The sequence below is a fragment of the Actinocrinis sp. genome (assembly GCF_035650855.1).
Lineage (GTDB): Bacteria > Actinomycetota > Actinomycetes > Streptomycetales > Catenulisporaceae > Actinocrinis.
In genome coordinates this window covers 1-15,891 of sequence record NZ_DASRGV010000010.1, presented here as the reverse complement: position 1 = coordinate 15,891, position 15,891 = coordinate 1, and the positions used below count along the sequence as shown (strand labels likewise).

At 69.8% G+C, this 15,891-nt stretch carries 12 protein-coding genes; 4 read left to right on the top strand and 8 right to left on the bottom strand.

Annotation, left to right across the window (positions count from 1 at the left end; genetic code table 11):
• The 4 genes from VFB40_RS00945 to VFB40_RS00930 form a co-directional block, all read left to right on the top strand.
• Window positions 1-686 (top strand): hypothetical protein (locus VFB40_RS00945; protein WP_324847316.1); only part of this gene is annotated, 686 nt, incomplete at its 5' end.
• Between the two features lie 74 nt (window positions 687-760).
• On the top strand, window positions 761-3,865 hold the full coding sequence (locus tag VFB40_RS00940; RefSeq protein ID WP_324847315.1) for an oligosaccharide flippase family protein: 3,105 nt from the start codon (window positions 761-763) through the stop codon (window positions 3,863-3,865).
• 34 nt (window positions 3,866-3,899) lie between these two features.
• Complete coding sequence (locus tag VFB40_RS00935) at window positions 3,900-4,700, top strand: glycosyltransferase family 2 protein (RefSeq protein ID WP_324847314.1); 801 nt, start codon at window positions 3,900-3,902, stop codon at window positions 4,698-4,700.
• A 4-nt stretch (window positions 4,701-4,704) separates the two neighbouring features.
• Complete coding sequence (locus VFB40_RS00930) at window positions 4,705-5,382, top strand: HAD family hydrolase (protein WP_324847313.1); 678 nt, start codon at window positions 4,705-4,707, stop codon at window positions 5,380-5,382.
• Between the two features lie 64 nt (window positions 5,383-5,446).
• On the opposite strand, the gene VFB40_RS00925 is transcribed toward VFB40_RS00930, so the two are convergent.
• From VFB40_RS00925 to VFB40_RS00890, 8 genes are all read right to left on the bottom strand, one after another.
• Window positions 5,447-5,842, bottom strand: a complete 396-nt coding sequence (locus VFB40_RS00925; RefSeq protein ID WP_324847312.1) for a DnaJ family domain-containing protein — start codon at window positions 5,840-5,842, stop codon at window positions 5,447-5,449.
• Between the two features lie 41 nt (window positions 5,843-5,883).
• Window positions 5,884-6,933: a glycosyltransferase family 2 protein gene (locus tag VFB40_RS00920; protein WP_324847311.1), complete on the bottom strand. Its 1,050-nt coding sequence runs from the start codon at window positions 6,931-6,933 to the stop codon at window positions 5,884-5,886.
• Window positions 6,934-6,965: 32 nt separating this feature from the next.
• The gene (locus VFB40_RS00915; protein ID WP_324847310.1) at window positions 6,966-10,664 is read right to left on the bottom strand and encodes a DUF4082 domain-containing protein; all 3,699 of its coding nucleotides are present in this window, start codon (window positions 10,662-10,664) and stop codon (window positions 6,966-6,968) included.
• 264 nt (window positions 10,665-10,928) lie between these two features.
• Window positions 10,929-12,011, bottom strand: coding sequence for a right-handed parallel beta-helix repeat-containing protein (locus VFB40_RS00910; RefSeq protein ID WP_324847309.1), 1,083 nt, complete (start codon window positions 12,009-12,011; stop codon window positions 10,929-10,931).
• Window positions 12,012-12,037: 26 nt separating this feature from the next.
• Entirely contained in the window at window positions 12,038-13,177 is a 1,140-nt protein-coding gene (locus VFB40_RS00905; protein ID WP_324847308.1) for a DegT/DnrJ/EryC1/StrS family aminotransferase, read from the bottom strand.
• 49 nt (window positions 13,178-13,226) lie between these two features.
• Entirely contained in the window at window positions 13,227-13,892 is a 666-nt protein-coding gene (locus VFB40_RS00900; RefSeq protein WP_324847307.1) for an acetyltransferase, read from the bottom strand.
• An 11-nt stretch (window positions 13,893-13,903) separates the two neighbouring features.
• On the bottom strand, window positions 13,904-15,067 hold the full coding sequence (locus VFB40_RS00895) for a DegT/DnrJ/EryC1/StrS family aminotransferase (RefSeq protein ID WP_324847306.1): 1,164 nt from the start codon (window positions 15,065-15,067) through the stop codon (window positions 13,904-13,906).
• Window positions 15,064-15,891: NAD-dependent epimerase/dehydratase family protein (locus tag VFB40_RS00890; RefSeq protein WP_324847305.1), on the bottom strand; the 828-nt coding region annotated here is incomplete at its 5' end. The genes VFB40_RS00890 and VFB40_RS00895, both read right to left, overlap by 4 nt.

Below are 15,891 nucleotides of genomic sequence, written 5' to 3'. Positions count from 1 at the left end.
GCACCGGCAACGCGTTCCTGAACTTCGACTCCTCGCTCAACGAGACCGCCGACTTCCTGGCCCGCCGCCTCGGTTCCAGCGACGCGGCGAACGACCTGGCGAAGCTCGGCGTCACCGAGACCTACTCCGTCGCGCTCGCCGCCGCCGCGCAGGGGCCGTTTCTGACGCTCACGGTCACCGGGCCCAAGCCCGAGCACGTGCTCACCTCGATGAACACGCTGACCAACTACACCGTTCAGCAGCTGGCCGCGGTGCAGGAGCAGGCCGCGGTCAAGCCGGTCGACATGATCCGCTCCATGGTGATCGTGCCGCCAGGGCCGCCGGCCGCGCAGAACAAGACCAAGACGCAGGACGTGCTGGGCGTCGCGATCGGCGGCCTGGTCATCTCGTTCCTGGCCACCTTCGTCGTCGAGAACGTCCTGGCCTCGCGCCGCCGACGGCTCCGCCGCGTGCCCTTCGGGTCCGACGACGACGGCTTCGACGCGGAAGCGGACGTCGACTTCGCCGCCGTGGAAACCGGCCGCGACGACCCGGACGAGCGCCCGCAGGCGAGCACGCCCGCCGCCGCGCCGCAGACCGCCGCCTCGCGCTGGTACGGCATGGACGGCGCCGCCGACCTGGACCGTGACCCCTTCGAGCCGGCGCACCCGGAGCTGAGCAGCCGGGCACCGGGCGCCCGCGACTAGTGTCCGCGCCGACCCTTGGCCTGCGCGGACTAGGTCCCGAGGCCGATCCAGCCATTCGCAATTCCAGGCTGGGGATGAACCTGCGGCCGCGCGCCCGCAAGAACGACCCGAGGCCGACGCCCCGAAGACGGCGCCACGGGCTCGACGCGGTGGTGGTGCTGTCCGTCTACGTCGTGCTGCTCGAACTGATCCCCTCCACCTGGACGCTTCCCTCGCTCGGTGCGGCCGGCACGGTCGCGAACGTATATGCCTTGCTGGCTCTGATGTGGTATCTCGCCTCATGGCTGGCCGGGCGGCTGCTGCCGGCGCCGGGCACCCGGGCGGTGCGCATCGCGCTGCTGCTGTTCTCCGTCTCGATCCTCGTCTCGTACACCGCGCTGGCACAGAGCGACCGCGCGCCGGTGCAGGCCGAGACGCAGGCCGCGGACCGCGGCCTGATCGTGCTCGCGGCGTGGGTCGGCGTCGTGGTCGTCGCCTCGGCGGCGATCACCGACCTCGACCGGCTCAAGACCCTGCTTCGCCGGCTGGTGGTCTGCGGCAGCTTCGTCGGCGGGCTCGCCATCGTCGAGTTCATGACCCGCAAGGACCTGCTCGCCAAGATCCACGTCCCCGGACTGCAGGCCAACGGTGACATCAGCAACCTGATGGTCCGGGGCGCGTTCACCCGGCCCTCCTCCACCGCGGCGCAGCCCCTCGAGCTGGCCGGCGTGCTGGCGATGCTGCTTCCGTTCGCGATTCAGCAGGCGCTCGATCCGGAGCGCCGCCACACCGGCTGGGCCCGCCGCTGGCTGCCGGTGATCTGCATCGGCGGCGCGCTGCCGATGACCGTGTCGCGCACCTCGATGGTCGCTCTGGTCACGGTGCTGGTCGTGCTGATCCCGACCTGGACGTCGCGCCGCCGCTGGGGCGCGCTCGGCGTCATCGTCCTCGGCGCCGGCGTGATGAAGCTGGCCGTACCCGGCCTGATCAAGACCGTGCTGAACCTCTTCAGCGCGTTCCTCGGCAGCGGCGACAACAGCACGCAGGCGCGGACGATGGACTACGCGGGCGTCGCGCAGTACTTCGAACAGCGCCCCTTCTTCGGCCGCGGATGGCGGACCTTCATCCCGGCGCTCTACCGCTACACCGACAACCAATACCTGCTCGCGGTCGTCGAAATCGGCATCGTCGGCGCATTGATGATCGCCGTGCTCTACCTGACCGGCATCGTTTGCGCGCGGCGCGGCCGGAAGCTGTGGAAGCACGAGCCGACGCGCGAGATCGGGCAGAGCTTCGTCGCCGCTCTGGCCGCGGCGCTGGTGGTGAGCGCGACCTTCGACTCGCTCGGCTTTCCGATGTTCGCCGGAGTGGTGTTCCTGCTGATCGGCTGCGCGGGGGCCTATCTGGGCATCTCGCGGCGGGAGGGCGACCTCGTGCCGCGCCGCGATCCGGCCGCCGCGCTCACGGGCATCCCGCCGGCCTTCTTCTCGCTGCGCAAATCCGCCCCGGCGACGACTGCCCCGAACGCGTACATGCTCGACATGACGCGTCTCACCCGCACTCCGCACGCCATCGCGGCCACGTTGCGGCCGTGGTTCCCGCCGATGGAGGACGACACGCTCGTCCTGCCGATCATCAGGCCGGTCGGCGTGCAGACCAGGCTGCCGACCGAGACCGGCGAGATCCCCGTCGTGAAGGCGGACCCGAGCGCGGAACCCAAGATCGGCGGGCAGATCCGCAAGGGGGTGCGCTGGAGCTTCGTCAACACCTTGGTGATGCGGCTCGGCAACTTCCTGACCGGCGTCGTGCTGGCCCGCGGGCTGCTCGGCCCGCGCGACTGGGGCCTCTACGCGATCGGCCTGGTCGCGCTCGCGGTGCTGCTGTCCGCGAACGAGCTCGGGGTCAGCCTGGCGATCGTGCGCTGGGACGAGGACCCGAAACGCTTCGCGCCGACCGTGCTCACCCTCTCCGCCGTCTTCAGCTGCGTCCTCTACCTCGTCCTGTTCTTCGCCGCCCCCGAATTCGCGCGCCTGCTCGGCGCCGCCGACGCGACGTCGATGCTGCGCGTGCTCGGCATCGCCGTCATCATCGACGGCATCGCCTGCGTGCCGGCCGGCGTACTCACCCGAAACTTCGCCCAACGCCAGCGGATGTTCATCGACGCGGGCAACTTCGTGCTCAGCACCGGCCTGACGATCGGCCTCGCGGTGGCCGGCCTCGGCGCGATGAGCTTCGCCTGGGGCTCGATCGCCGGCAACCTGGTGGCGCTGGTCGGCTGCTCGATCGCGGCGCCCGGGTTCCTGAAGCCGGGCTGGGACCGGCAGCAGGCGCGCCGGCTGCTCGCGTTCGGCGTGCCGCTGGCCGGGGCGAGCCTGCTGGTGCTGGCCATGCTCAACGTGGACTCGATCGTCGTCGGCGCGACCCTCGGGCCGATCCAGCTCGGCCTGTACCAGATCGCGTTCAACGTCTCCAGCTGGCCGGTACGCAGCGTCTCCGAGATCGCCCGGCGGGTCTCGTTCGCCGGCTTCTCCCGCGTCGCGGGCTCCAAGAAGGCGCTGTCCGACAGCTTCGGCCGCGGCTTGGCCCTCCTCATGGCCGCGGCCGTCCCGGCCTGTGTGCTGCTCGCGGTCATGCCCAAACCACTGATCTACGCGCTCTACGGTGAGCGCTGGACCGCCGCGTCGGGCGCCCTCCGCTTCCTCGCCCTCCTCGGCTTGCTGCGCGTGGCGTTCGAGCTGGCCTACGACTGCCTTGTCGCCTCGGGACGCCGTAAGGCGCTGATCACCGTGCAGGGCTGGTGGCTGATCGCCCTCATACCGACGTTGATCCTGACCGCGAAGGCCAGAGGCATCGCAGGGGTCGGACTCGGCCACATCCTGGTGGCCGGCCCGCTGGTCGCTCCGCTCTTCTTATGGGCACTCTCCCGCGCCGGTATCTCGCCGCTGGTCATCGCGAAGGCCTGCGCGCGCCCGTTCCTCGGCGGAGCGCTGATGGCGGGCGTCGCACTGGCGCTCGGCCGGCTCAACCTTCCCCAGATCGCCTACCTGTTCACGGCGGGAGCTGCGGCCTTCGCGGTGTACATTCCCGTCGTCTGGCCGCTGCGGCACCTGGCCAAGGCCGGCCCGCGGCCCGCCGCGCAGCAGGCCGCGCAAGCAGAGGCCGAGGCCGACCGGGCCGAACACGCGGTGAGCGTCCCATAACTTCACGATCGGCCGAAGCGATGAGAGGCACGTCATGATCCGGCGGACCGCCAAGCGGATCTTGCGGCGGCGATTCGGCTGGCTGCCGCTGTACGAGCTGCGCAACAAAGTGCTGCTCGCGCATACCGTACCGGGAAGCTGGCTGTTCGAGACCCGCGAAGTGCACCGGCTGCGAAAGCTCTTGCCGGACATCGCGCCCTCGCTGGTCACGACCGTCATCCCGACGTACAAGCGAGCCGACGCGCTGCGCGCCGCCGTAGAATCCGCGCTCTCGCAGACCATCACGGACAACCGCGTCATCATCGTGGACGACGGCGGCGGCCAGATTCCGCCGCTGCCCGACGACCCACGCGTGGTCGCGGTGAGCCTGCGGCGCAATACGGCGGTCGCCGGCGTCGTGCGCAATGTCGGCGTCCGCCTCGCCGCCTCACCGTTCGTCGCCTTCCTCGACGACGACAACCTGTGGGAACCGGAACACCTCGCGACGGCGCTGGCCGCCCTCGAAGCCAGACCGAAAGACCGCTCATACCGCCTGGACGGGGTCTACACGGCCCTGCGCCGGGTCACCCCGGACGGCCGCGAGATGGACATCCTGTCCGTGCCCTACGACCGCAGACTGGCTCGCGAGAAGTCGTTCTTCGACACCAATGCGTTCGTCGCGCGCCGCAACCACGCCCTGCGCTTCAGCCGCCTGCGCCGCCACAAGGACGTCATGCCGCGCGAGGACTGGGTCTTGCTGTACCGCTACGCGCGCCACCACCGCATTGCCCACATCCCGGTCCCCACCGTTCGCTATCTCGTGAATCCGAACACTTACTTCACAGTCTGGGACTGAAGCCTTGACCGAATCCGCGCTGCGCGCCGTCCTGTTCGACTCCGGCGGCGTGCTGATGCAGCCGATCGGCGGCCGCTGGAATCCGCGCGCCGACTTCGAGCAGACCGTCCTCAGCCACACCCCCGGAATAACGCCGCAGCGGTTCGCGGCAGCGATCGCCGCCGGCGACCGCTTCATGAACGAGGCGGCAGGAACTCCCGACTTCGATTCGTATCACCGCGTCATCCTGGGCGAATTGGGCATCGACGCCAGCGATGCGCTGCTCGCGGAACTCATCCGTCCCGTCGAACCGACCGCATTCCTCGAGACGTTCCCGGACGTGCTTCCCACGTTGCAGGAGCTGCGCCGCCGTGGAGTGCGGATGGCCGTGGTCTCCGACGCGTGGCCCGAACTTCCCGATCTGCACTCGAGTCTCGGCATCGGCGATTTCTTCGAGGCGTACGCGATCTCGGCGGTGCTCGAATGCCGCAAGCCGGATCCGCGAATGTACCACCATGCGAGTTCGGCGCTCGGCTTGGAGCCCGCGCAGTGCCTTTTCATCGACGACGATCCCGCGCTCGTCGAAGCCGCAATCGCACTCGGTTACGCGGGCCGGGCAGTGCGCCGTAGCGATGACGGCGAACCGTGCGACGTACCCTCCATCACGACGCTCGGCGAACTGCTCAGCCTCTTCGTGCACTGACTACCGGGCACAATCCACGCGGTGGTCTCGGCGATGCGGGAAGTGCGCGAGCCTCGCTCGGCGGTCAGGAGGCGCGCCGCTCCCGCCAGGCGGCGATCGCCTGCTCCGCGTCAACCGTCGGAATGACGACGGACGGGCCGGCATGGGGTCGGCGGCGGGCCTTCTCGGCGCGGGTGTTGTAGTCGGCTACCAGCTTGCGCAGTTCGCGCTCGTTGCGGGCCTTGGTGAGCCCTGAGACGAGGTCCTGGGCCTCGCGGCGCAGCGCGAGCGGCACCGGGAGCGCATACGGGCCCACTTCCTCGCGCTTGGCGAGTTCCTTGAGCCACCAGTCCTCGTCGTACGGGCCGGCGTCCGCGAGCGGCTTGCCGTGGCCCGGCAGATCGTCGAAGGAGCCGCGCGCGGCGGCTTCCCGGATCTGCTTGTCTACCAGCGTTTCGAAGCGTGAGTCGAAGCCACTCATCTATCCATGGTCGCGAAGGAGACGAGGATAGGCAAGATCGGTCAGACGCCGGTACGCCGCCAGGTGCGCCACCACAGGCGCTCACGCGCGTGGTGCGCCACCGCGGTGAGGACCAGGGGCTGAAGGTAGGGCATCGCCTTCGGGCCGATACGACGGCGCAGCGAGAGGCCGGCGAACTCGCGCAGGTTCTCGTAGTGCGGCCAGCATTCGGCCGCGAAGGCCACCAGCTCGTCGACCGGAACCTGGGCGGTGCGGCCGCGGTCGTACGCGCGGGCGGCGCGCCAGAGCGCCTGGCGGGCGATCTTGCGGTGCACGATGGCGCCGAGCCGGTCCCGCTCCGCGGCCGTGAGCTCATTCGCGCGTTCCAGCACCGCGTCGTAGGCGGCCTTGCGCTGGCGCAGGTCGTCGAGCTGTCCCGAGAAGTCGGTCTTGGACATGCTCGCGCTGTGCACGCGGTAGTACGCCTGGTCGACGCCCTTGAGGTAGCCGACGTCCGCGTGCGCGGCGAAACGCATCCACATCTCGATGTCGCCGGCGTGCGGCAGGCGCGGATCGTAGCCGCCGAGCTTGCGCTGAAGATCCGTCCGCACGACGACCTCGGGGGAGGTGATGCAGCCGTGGCCGGCCCTGAAGCGCCGTTCGAGCCACCACTTGCCGGGCCAGACCGACCAGCCCCTGCCCTCGGTTCGCGCCGGAGGAAGGGGCTGGTCCGCCCGGAAATGCAGCGGATGGCCATAGGCGAACCCGACGTTCGGGTGCGCGTCCAGGAGCGCCGCCGCGCGCACGAGCGCGCCCGGGGTGAGCCGGTCGTCGGCGGACAGCAGGACCGTGTAGTCGCCGTCCGCCCACTCCAGCAGGCCCTCGTTGTACGTGGCGAGGTGGCCCTTGTTGCGTTCGTGGACGAGGACCTCGACCCGCGAGTCCGACTTCGCTATCCGGCGGGCCACCTCGGCCGAGTCGTCCGGCGAGGCGTCGTCGATGATCAGTACTTTGACGTCGACGCCGTCCTGCCCGGTCAGCGCGCTGCCCACTGACTGCTCCAGGAAGTGCCCGTAGCGGTAACAGGGGATCACCACGCTGACCGAGCTCATGGAACGGACCTGCTTTCTATCGGTCGGAGGTGCTAGACGTCGGTCGGCGGGATCGGGTCGGTACGCCGCCAGCTGTCGCCCTCGGTGCTGAGCGCGACGACCTGCGGCACCTGGCCGTTCGGCGGGATCTTGGGCAGATGGGCCGGAGCCGCGCTGCCCGGGATCGCCTCGCGGAAGGTCCAGCTGACCGGCGCGATCGCCTTGCCGTCCAGCCCGTTCGCCGTCGCCACCGCCCGGTAGATCGCCCCCGGACGCAGCGGCGAGTCCGGCTTGAAGGAGGCCGTCAGCGTCGCAGGGTTGTACAACAGTGTACCGGTCACCGCGGTGCCCGCAGGCGATTCAGTGCCCTGTGTACCGACCGTGGTGACCACCTTGATCCGCAGGCTCTGCGGCGCGATCGGCTCCGCGAACGTCACCGTCGGCGGGTGCACCGCGTCCGAGACGCCCGTGGTGGAGGTGACGATGTCGTCCTTGTCCGGGCCGAGCGCGTCCACCGCCGGGGTGACCGAGCCGTTGGACGTCGCCGCCGCGGTCGAGGAGCCGCCGCTGGAACCGCTCGGCGGGGTCGTGGTGAAGTTCACGTCCACCCAGTAGTTCGTCGCGTTGAAGCTGTTGCTCGGCACCTGGGTCGAGCCGGACTCGTACAGGTACAGGCCGTTGCCGGCGCCGGTGACCGATTGGAGCGCGGTCAGCGGGTAGGCCGTGATGGCCGAGGTGAAGTACGAACCGTTCGACGCGTAGTAGCCGACCGGGGCGTGGTAGGACGCGATGTACGGCGTGTTGGCCGTGATCGCGACCGGGGAGGAGAAGGTGAGCGTCTGCCAGCCCGAAGCGCTTTCACCGGTGAAGCTGCCGCTGGCCAGCAGGGTGCCGGAGGCGGTCCACAGGCTGCCGGTGTGCGTGCCGGTGTTCTTCGTGCCCTTGTAGAAGCTCACCCCGGTGACGTAGCCGCCGACCGCCGACTGGAACCGCAGGCCGAGCTCCACCGACTTGGCGTCGTTGGTGTTCGTGTTCGCCGGCGTGACGGCGCCGTTCCAGAAGGAGCACGGGCAGCTGAACGACGGCGGGGTGTTCGCGGTGGTGAAGGACCAGGTGTAGGGGCTCGTCATCGCGTTGCCCCACAGGTCCGTGGCCGACACGCTCGCCGTGTACGTCGTGTTCATCGCCAGCTGGCCGTTCGGGGTGAACGTCGCCGTGTGCCCGACCGGGTCGTAGGTCGCCGTGCCGGACTGGCTGACCCCGTTCGGGTCCTTGAGCGTGAACTTCAGCGTGCTGGCGTTGATGCCCTCGCTCAGCGACGCGGTGACCGGGGAGTTGACCGGTACCGCGCTCGCGCCGGAGGCCGGCTGCGTCGAGGTGACGGTCGGCGGAGTGGTGCTGGTGACGTTGGACTGGAAGACCGCGTCCACGTAGTAGTTGGTGTTGTTGAACCCGGTGTTCGGGAACGTGGTGCCGGAGCCGTACTTGTACACGCCGTTCAGCGAGGTGCTGTTCGACTGCAGGGCCGTGATCGGGCTCAGGCCCGCGCCCTGGTTGGTGAAGTAGCCGGCGTCGGCGGAGTAGTGCCCGGCAGGCGCGAGGTAGGAGACCACGTACGTGGTGTTCGCGCTGACCGGGATCGGTTGCGAGAAGGTGGCGGTCTGCCAGCCGGAGGCCGTCTCGTTGGAGAAGGTCACGCTGCCGAGCAGGGTGCCCGAGGAGGTCCACAGGCTGCCGGTGTGCGTGCCGGTGTTGGTGGCGGCCTTGTAGAACCGGACCCCGGTCACCGCGCCGGACACGCTGGTCGCGAACTTGACGCCGAGGTTGACGGACAGGCCGTCACCGCTGTCCGGCTTCGCCGGCGTGGCGGAGTTCGGGAAGATCGAGCACGGGCAGCTCTGCGGGCCGACCGTCACCGGGATGCTGACGGCGGCGCCGACGTTGTCGCTGTCGTCCTCGGCCCGCACCTGGATGGTGACGTTGCCGGTCTGCGTCGGGGTCCAGCTGTAGCTCCAGTTGCCGAGGCCGGTGGCCGGCAGCCAGGTGTTGCCGTTGTCGGTGGACACCTCGACCCGCGCCACCACGCCGCCGCCGCTGTCCGCGGCCGTGCCGCTGACGGTCACCGGGGACATCGCCGGAACGGTGACCCCGGAGCTCGGCGTCGCCACGCTGACGGTCGGGCCGACCGTGTCAGTGGACTGGCTCGCCGCGACCAGGGTGGACTGGAGGGTGACCGGCTGCACGCCCATGTCGGCGAGCAGGTTCACGGTCGCCTGCTCCTGCACCGGGTCCTCGTTGGTCGCCAGGTCGAAGTGGGTCGTGCCGAGGCCCCAGGCCCACTGCACGGTGCCGGAGCTGAACACCAGCGCGCCGGAGGGGTCGCGGTACTCGGTCAGGCTGTGCGTCGCGGTGCCGTTGCCGTAGGTGTTTCCGTAGTCCTTCAGCAGCGTGCCGTTGGTGAGGTTGACCGTCGTGGACGACATGTCGATCTCGCCGGACGGCCGCACCCCGTTCTGCACGTCGCTGTCCCACTCGTAACCGAGCGTTCCGGTCTGCATCGTGTAGGTCTGGCCGGGCTGCAGCGACGCGGCCTGCGTGTTACGCCACAGCCGGTCGGTGCTGTACGGGTAGCTGACCGTGATGGCCTCGGCGTTGTAGCCGTTGACGTCGAACAGCGTGCCGGTCAGCTGGTTCTGCGGCAGGTTGCCGCCGATGCCCGCGCCGGCCGGGTCCATCCAGGTGCCGGTCCACTGGCCGCTGGGGTCTGGGATGCCGTCCGGCTGGGGGAACTCCAGCTTCGTCATCTTGTAGGAGACCACCGTGCGGTTGGCCCCGCCGTCCACGGCGCTAGCCGCGAGTCGGGTCTTCCAGAAGACGTCGTTGCCGGCGAAGAAGGCGAGGTTGACCCCGGCGTGCTTCGCGGCGGTCACCGCGTCCCACTGCGCCTGGTTCCAGTACTCGTCGTGGCCGGAGGGCATGAAGATCTTGTGGTTGAGCAGCAGGCTGCCCTGCGTCGACACGTCGATGCCGCTCAGGTAGCTCACGTCGTAGCCGTTGCGTTCAAGCCATTGCAGCATCGGGTACTCGGACCCGAAGATGCCGTTCGCGCCGGAGACGTTCAGCGGCCGGTTGTAGCTGACCGCGTAGGCGCGGCCGTCCGGGGCGGGGCCGTTGCCCTGGTACAGGTCATCGCCGCCGTACATGTTGTACGCCTGCCACGTCTGGTCCGAGGTCTGCACGACGATGTCCGAGTGGCTGTTGGGGTTCACCACCACGAAGGGGTAGGGCATGAAGCCCTGGCCGCCGCTCTGGTCCAGGTCGGCGAGGTACACGCCGGAGACCGCGTTGGACGGCACCGTCCAGGTGGCGGTCACCGACCAGTTGCCGCAGTCGGTCAGGCCGGTGGGCGAGTCGCGGTTGCACGTCGGCTGCGTGATCGCCGGGAAGACCGTGGTGGGCGAGGTGGGCATCAGCCGCGCCCCGTCCCCGCCGTACCAGCCGAGCCGGTAGATCTCGACGTTGTAGGTCGTGGGGGAGCTGACCTTGAAGCTGATGGTCTGCCCGGGCTGCACGCTCTCGGTCGTGCTGAAGCCGGTGATGTCGCCGTACGCGCTGGGGGAGTACCACTGGCTCATCGGCGTCCCCGGCTGCGAGTTCTCACAGACGATCGGGTTGGAGCCGGAGCCGCAGGGGTCGGTCGCCTGCGCCACGATGGCGGGGCCCGCCAGCGCGGCGAGAACGCCGAGAATCACCGCGGGGATCAGAATTCTGTTTCTGGCCCTTGCGCGGCGGTACTTTTCGAAGAATACTGATAATAGCTTAACGTGCATCGCCCACCCCGGGCCTAGAAAAAATGAATGGAAGGTCCTCGCTACGCACATGCAGTGCTAAAGATAGCGACGGTCTTCGATATTTACAGGCGAACGTGGCCATTGTTGCGAGACCTTCATCTGGTGCTGGGGTTTCGTCACCGTAGGTGTTCGAACGGTGCTCTGCTTGATCGCGTTGGGTAGCGGCTAGGTGGCCGGGACCACGGTCTGGCCATTACGGAAGGCGTTGCCCGACCACACGTTTCCGGTGCCCGCGGCGTTCCAATGCGCGATGGCGCCGTAGAAGCCGCACTCCGGCCAGTACTCGTCCGAGAAGACGTTGCCGGAGACCACGACGCGCGCGGCGCCCGGCCCGCCGCCGTACAGCGCGTACGCGCCGCCGGCGATCCAGTTGTCCTTGACCGTGACGTCGGTGATCAGCCCGGTGTTCGGGAACAGGCCGATGGCGGCGGAAGCCCCGTGGGTCGCGTCGATCGGGTTCAGCAGCGTGTTGTGCTCGATGCGCAGGCCCTCGGTATCCCCGCCGTCGCTGATCACGGCGTCGGTGTGCTGGTAATAGCCGCTGTGGTTGATGAACGGCACCAGGTCGTGCACGTAGTTGTCGTGAATGTAGCCGTGGCCGGTCGATACCGTGTTCCCGAAAACGGACATGTTGCTCCAGCCGACTTCCACGGAACCGTCGCTCATGTTCGACAGCGCGTAGTCTTCGCCGCCATTGTCAGGGCCCTTCCCGGGAACGCCCGTGATGAAGGTGTGCAGAATTCGCAGGCCGGTGTGGCCTGGCCGCAGGTTCACTCCCCACCAGTTAGTGGAGGTGATCTTGCTGTCGATGACGGTGACGTTGTCCGCGTAGATGTCCAGCGAACCGGTCAGATTCCAGCCGCTGATCGTGGTTCCGTTGTCCCGAATGGAGATGTTCCCGGAATGCGCGGAAAACGATGCGGTACGCGGGCCGGTGCGGGCCGCGTCCGGGTATCCGCAGGCGGCCGGGCTGGTGCAGCTGAGCGCGGCGTTCCCGGCAGGCGACGCGGTGCCGGAGACCTTCGGGAATGAGCGCGGCGACGGGGAGCGCAACGCGCCCGTGCCGGACGGGGCCGGGACCTGGCTCGACGAGAGCGGGCCCGCCGTCGGCGTGGAGGCCGCGGTGGGCGTGCTGCCGCCGCCGGAGCCGAGGGTGGTGGCCAGCGCCCCGGCCGTGCCGAGCACGGCGCCCGCGACCACGAGGATCACGATGCGCCGGCGCCCCAACCACCGCCTGTGCGGACTCACCACGACGTCACCTCAGCCGATCCGGTTCAGCCCAGCGCCGCGGTGAACGCCTCGGCCACGCGTTCCTGCTGTGCGGCGGTCAGGTGCGGGTGCAAGGGGAGCGAGACGATGCGCGCGGCGGCGGCCTCCGCGTTCGGGAAGCTGCCCTCCGGATAACCCAGGTGGGAGAAGGCCGGGGTCTGGTGCAGGGCGGCCGGGTAGTGCACGCCGGCGCCGATGCCCTGGGCGTTGAGGTTCCCGACGAGCGCGTCGCGACGGTCGCGGTCGCCGTCGAAGGCGTCGATGCGCACGACGTAGAGGTGCCAGACGTGTTCGTTGTCTGTGAGGGTCGCGGGAAGGGCGATCCCGGGCACGTCCGCGAGCAGTTCGGCGTACCGCGCGGCGGCCGCGCGGCGGGCGGCGTTCCAGGCCGGCAGCCGGCGCAGCTTCGAACGCAGCACGGTGGCCTGCAGCGCGTCGAGCCTGCTGTTGAAGCCGACCAGGTCGTGGCTGTACTTGGTCAGGCCGCCGTGGTTCGCGATGGCCCGCACGGTCTTGGCCATATCTGCGTCATCGGTCACGACGGCGCCGCCGTCGCCGTACGCGCCGAGGTTCTTGCCGGGGTAGAAGCTCGTCGCGGCGATCGCCCCGGTGCCTGATCCGGCGCCCCGGCCGTTGCGGGTCGCGCCCTGGCACTGGGCGGCGTCCTCGATCACGCGCACGTTGCTGCCGGCCAGTTTCTCGGTCAATTCCTCGACCGGAGCGTGCTGGCCGTAGAGGTGCACCGGGAGCACCGCGGCCGTGCGCGGGCCGACCGCGGCGAGCGCGGCCTGCACGTCGATCAGGTAGCTGTCCGGATCGCAGTCAACGAGCACCGGCACCGCGCCGGCCCGGGCCACGGCGCCGGCGCTCGCGATGAAGGTGTTCGCGGGCAGCACGACCTCGTCGCCCTGCCGCACCCCGGCCGCGCGCAGCGCCAGCTCGACCGCGTCGGTGCCGTTGGCCACGCCGACGCAGTGCCGCACGCCGCCGAACGCCGCGAACTCCTCCTCGAAGGCCGCGACCTCGGGTCCGCCGATGAAGCCCGTGGTGGCCAGCACCTTCTGGAAGCCCGCCGCGACCTCGTCGGCGATCTCGGCGTGCGCCGATTTGAGATCCACCAGCGGGATCGGGTCTGCCTGCGTCATGTGCCTAAGCCAGCCTTTCGCTGCTACTCGAAGTCGCCGCTACTAGATGTCAGAGCGTTTCTATGTCACGAAGCTTGCGGGCCGGGTTGCCGACCCAGACCTGTCCGTCGGGGACGTCCTGCAGCACGACCGAACCCATGCCGACCTGCGACCAGGCGCCGATCTTGACCTGTTCGCGGATCAGCGCGCCGGAACCGAGATACGCCCCGCGCTGCACGCGCACGCCTCCGCCGAACCGCACCCCCGAAGCGATCGTCGCGAAGTCGTCGACCGTCACATCGTGCGTGAGGACGGCGTGCGGCATCACGGCGACGTGCGCGCTAACAGTCGCCGCGGCGGTCAACACCGCTTGGGCGAGCAGCACGCTGCCGGGACCGATGACCGAGTCCGCGGAGAGGTCGGCCGACGGGTGCACGATGGTCGCGTAGCGATCAGCGGGCAGATCGAGCCGTTCGACGATGCGGGCACGGGTGAAGTAGTTGCGGGGATTGCCGACGCACACGACGACGTGCGCGTTCGGCAGCGAGTGCACCAGATCCGTGCCGCCGATCACCGGCAGCCCGTCGACCCGCCGCCCGTGCAGCAGCGGGTCGTCGTCCAGGAAGCCGTGCAGCCGCCAGGTCGGCCGCACGGCGTTGATCGCGGCGACGGCTTGCGCGGTCTCCCGGGCGAAGCCGCCGGCGCCGACGATCAACAGTTCGCTGGTGGTGGTCATCGCGCCGATCCCTATGCCGCGTCGTCCGCGGGCTTGCGCAGCACGTCGACGACGTGTTCCTGCTGGGCCTCGGTGAGCGCGTGGAAGAGCGGCAGGATCAGCGAGTCCCGTGTCAGCCGCTCGGTGTTGGGCAGCGGGACGTGATCAGTTCCCTCATACGCCGGCTCCAGGTGCGAGGCCATGATCCCGCGCCGCGCCGAGACGCCGGCGGCGGCGAGCCGGTTCAGCGTCGCGTCGCGGCCGCCGCCCGGGAACTGCGCCGGGTCGAGCAGCACCCAGAACGACTGGAAGTTGCTGCGGCCGTGCTCGGGATCGCGCACGGGCCGCACGCCCGGGATGTCGGCCAGCAGCTCGTAGTACCGGGCGGCCAGCTGACGGCGGCGCTCCACCATCGCGTCCAGCTTCTCCAGCTGCACCAGGCCGACCGCCGCCTGAATGTCCGTCATCCGGTAGTTGAACCCGGTCTCCAGGTAACTCTCGAAGCTCGGCCCCGAGCTGGCGTGCCTGGCCGCGGCGGACAGGTCCATGGCGTGCTCGCGCAGCCGGCGCACCCGCTGCGCCCAGTCCTCCCGGTCCAGCGTCAGCATCCCGCCTTCGCCGGTGGTCAGCAGCTTGCGCGGGTGGAAGGACCAGGCCGCGATCAGCGATCCGGCGCCGACCGGCTTGCCGAGGTACTCCGAACCGATCGCGCAGGCCGCGTCCTCGACCAACTCGAGCTCGTGCCGGATGCACAGCGTGCGCATCGCGTCCACGTCGGCCGGCATCCCGCCCTGGTGCACGAGAATCACGGCGCGGGTGCGGCCGGTCACGACCGGCTCGACCGTCTCGGGCGAGAGGTTGCCGGTTTCCAGGTCCACATCGGCGAAAACCGGGGTGGCGCCGACGTACCGGACCGCGTTGGCGGTGGCGATGAACGAGAAGGACGGCACGATCACCTCGTCGCCCGGCCCGATCCCGCAGGCCACCAGCGCGAGGTGCAGCGCCGTGGTGCAGGAGCTGACCGCGACGCCGTGCCGCGCGCCGACCCGGGCCGCGAACTCCTCCTCGAACCGCGCGACCCGCGGCCCCTGGGCGACCCAGCCGGAGAGCACCGCCTCGGCGGCGGCGTCGGCCTCGGCCTTGCCCAGCCAGGGGATCATGACGGGGATGCGGTCGCCCGCCGGCGCGCCGCTCATCGCTGTGTTTCCGAGGGGCGCTGCGTTTCCGATGAACGCTGCGCCCGCCACCACGCGACCAGGTCGCGCAGGCCCTGATCCAGGCCGATCTCGGCCCGGAAGCCCAGTTTCTGCTCGGCCGCCGAGACGTCCGCGAGCCGCCGGGTCACCCCGTTGACCGCGCGCTCCGGGCCGTGCTCGACCCCGAGGCCGTCCGCGTCCATGGCGCGCAGCAGCGCCGAGGCCAGCTCCTTGAGGCTGGTCTCCTCGCCGCGGGCCACGTTGAAGACCGCGTCGGTGAGCGGGGAGCGGGCGGCCAGCAGGTTCGCCCGCGCGATGTCCCGCACGTCCACGAAGTCCATGGTCTGCTCGCCGTCGCCGAAGATCAGTGGCGGCTGGCCGGCCTCGATCCGCTCCATCCAGCGGATCAGCACCTCGGTGTACTTGCCGTGCGCGTCCATCCGCGGGCCGTACACGTTGAAGTACCGCAGCGCGAGGTAGTCGAGCCCGTACATCGCGTGGAAGCTGCGCAGCATGCCCTCGTTGAAGGCCTTGGCCGCGCCGTAGAAGGTGTCGTTGTTGTACGGGTGGTGGTTCTCGGCGGTCGGGAAGGACTCGGCCAGCCCGTAGACCGAGGCCGAGGACGAGGCGACCACCTTGCGCACCTTGGCGGCCGCCGCGGCTTCCAGCACGTTGAACGTGCCGTCCACCAGCACCTCGTTGGCCAGGCGCGGCTCCTGCGCGCACTGGGTGATCCGGATGGCGGCCAGGTGGAAGACGAGATCAGTGCCCTGCGTCGCCTCGTGGACCAGCTTCCCGTCCCGGATGTCGCCCTCGATGATCTG

Coding starts and splice junctions, on each gene's coding strand:
- VFB40_RS00925 (WP_324847312.1), bottom strand. CDS start 5,842: ATGAGTGGCTTCGACTCACGCTTCGAAACGCTGGTAGACAAGCAGATC.
- VFB40_RS00895 (WP_324847306.1), bottom strand. CDS start 15,067: ATGAGCGGCGCGCCGGCGGGCGACCGCATCCCCGTCATGATCCCCTGG.
- VFB40_RS00900 (WP_324847307.1), bottom strand. CDS start 13,892: ATGACCACCACCAGCGAACTGTTGATCGTCGGCGCCGGCGGCTTCGCC.
- VFB40_RS00920 (WP_324847311.1), bottom strand. CDS start 6,933: ATGAGCTCGGTCAGCGTGGTGATCCCCTGTTACCGCTACGGGCACTTC.
- VFB40_RS00935 (WP_324847314.1), top strand. CDS start 3,900: ATGATCCGGCGGACCGCCAAGCGGATCTTGCGGCGGCGATTCGGCTGG.
- VFB40_RS00905 (WP_324847308.1), bottom strand. CDS start 13,177: ATGACGCAGGCAGACCCGATCCCGCTGGTGGATCTCAAATCGGCGCAC.
- VFB40_RS00940 (WP_324847315.1), top strand. CDS start 761: ATGAACCTGCGGCCGCGCGCCCGCAAGAACGACCCGAGGCCGACGCCC.